We start from the raw sequence: 1927 nt of genomic DNA, 5'->3' as shown, positions 1-1927 counted from the left end.
TTCAGAATCGAACTCGAAGACCTTGCCTGGGTTTTCAGTAAGCCACAGTCTTAGGTCTTCTGGAACGACTACATCGACGAGCTTCCTATTCATTCTGCCTAACGTTCAAGCACACCCAATCCGACCGACTCAGCGCACTTTCACTACTTCTACCACGCTCCCTCCTCCAGTCAATCTCCGACTCGCCAGCGCGGTCGGATTTGTGGTGCTGCGCCTTGTTCGACCATGCCTTGATTCACGGGTCGGTATTGAGGTCAGGAGAAAATAGTTCAAGCAGTCCAACTAACCTCTGAATCTTAGCCATTCCGAATACACCAAGCGCTAGAATCGTGCCTCCGAGAAACAGCCCTAGCCATAAATTCTCTCGACTCAGGAAGTGCATCATCCACGTCCCAAATATCAGGAACGTCGGCGCGGCCTTCAACTGCACTTTGATCGCCTTCTGTAACTCCACGTATTCAGATTTCCCCTCCTCGTTCGCCAGATCGGACAGGAACTTGTGCGCTTTGTCACGTTGAACTATCTTTGGAGGGAGCACTGCCATTTTCAGTCGAACGTTCCAGCACACCCAATCCGACCGACTCAGCGCACTTTCACTTCTTCTACCACGTTCCCTCCTCCAGTCAACCTCCGACTCGCCAGCGCGGTCGGATTTGTGGTGCTGCGTCTTGTTCGCTTTTGGCTTGCTGCACAAGTTGATGAGGTTCCTTCTGACTCCACCACCACCAAACAAGTCCAACAAGAAGCCAAGCGGCAATATAATTGCCAACGAATTCTAGCCAGTCAACACTCCACTTAATTCTGGAGGGCACAGTCTCCCCCGACTTGATTGAATCCAATATTCTCTCACTGGATGAGTCATTCCAGCCTTCCGCAATAGAGTATTCGGCCAACCCAGAAAAAAATCCCCGCTAATAGAGAACCTCACCTTCAATTTCGAGTCCATTTCTGGTGCCTGTGACACTGGTGGAGCGAAGCCTTGGTTTCTGCGAGCCTAGTAGGGCCAACCCCATGACAACTATACACACTGCCAGAGCAACTCCTGATATACGTGCGAAGCTCTTCATATTCTAAGCGAACGTCTCAGCACACCCAATCCGACCGACTCAGCGCACTTTCGATAGTTCTACCACGCTCCCTCCGCCAGTCAAGCCCCCGACTCGCCAGCGCGGTCGGATTTGTGGTGCTGTGCATTGTTAGCTCTTGCTGGTTAGGGGGACTACCAATTCAGCTGAATCGCCGTAACCAATACAAGCCAGATAGTCAGCTTTACCTTCCAACTTCCGTGATACCGCGAATGGATGCCCGTCCTGAACGAGCTTAGAAGGCATGGAATCAATCATTGACTTCATTTCGGATGCAGGCCACGACTGTCCAAGGATCTTCCTCAACTCAAACATTCCCCTAAGTTGATTTTCGGGCGCGCGAATCAGCCAAATCGATGACTGAAGCGGTATCGCATTCGTATCGATGTTGTCTGGAATCGGACAGCCCTCCCCGATCCAAATCTCAAAATTTGAATGAATCTTCTCTGGTTCAACAGAACCGAAAGCACCAGCATCGCACTGATAGACATCTAGGCTCCCATCGCGCCGAATCAGGAATTCGTCATCACCGGAGTCATTCCCAATCGCCATGTAGCTGGGCAAATAGAGTTCGACTTCGTTGATTTCATTGCGCTCCTCTACATTCGACCATGAATAGATAACTACAATTTCCCCAACTTGGAGGTCGTCGCTCAAACCATCGACAAAATCAAAATATTCGGATGCGACAACTGATTTCGCGGATTCGAGCCAAGTCATCGTATTTTCTGAGCTAACGTTCCAGTCCTGCTGAAACGACCGCTCAGAGAACTTTCGCTACTTCTATCACTTTCAAACTTCCTGTCAATAAGCCACCCAGTGCACGGTCGGTTTCAGCAGCG

General features: G+C 50.3%; 2 protein-coding genes. Both read right to left on the bottom strand.

Annotated elements, in window-relative coordinates; all coding sequences use genetic code 11:
* Nucleotides 1–235: 235 nt before the first annotated feature.
* Nucleotides 236–544 (bottom strand): hypothetical protein, encoded by a 309-nt coding sequence (locus tag IE099_RS20920; RefSeq protein WP_189574670.1) that lies wholly within the window; start codon nt 542–544, stop codon nt 236–238.
* Between the two features lie 652 nt (nt 545–1196).
* Complete coding sequence (locus IE099_RS20505; RefSeq protein WP_189574667.1) at nt 1197–1805, bottom strand: hypothetical protein; 609 nt, start codon at nt 1803–1805, stop codon at nt 1197–1199.
* Between the last annotated feature and the right edge of the window lie 122 nt (nt 1806–1927).

Origin of the sequence: Roseibacillus persicicus, assembly GCF_014651675.1 — a bacterium.
Lineage (GTDB): Bacteria > Verrucomicrobiota > Verrucomicrobiia > Verrucomicrobiales > Akkermansiaceae > Roseibacillus > Roseibacillus persicicus.
The sequence above is the reverse complement of the archived record's forward strand: the minus strand, read 5'-3'. Positions and strand labels throughout refer to the sequence as shown.

Excerpts from the sequence above, each read along its gene's own strand:
- IE099_RS20505 (WP_189574667.1), bottom strand. The coding sequence starts at position 1,805 with ATGACTTGGCTCGAATCCGCGAAATCAGTTGTCGCATCCGAATATTTT.
- IE099_RS20920 (WP_189574670.1), bottom strand. The coding sequence starts at position 544 with ATGGCAGTGCTCCCTCCAAAGATAGTTCAACGTGACAAAGCGCACAAG.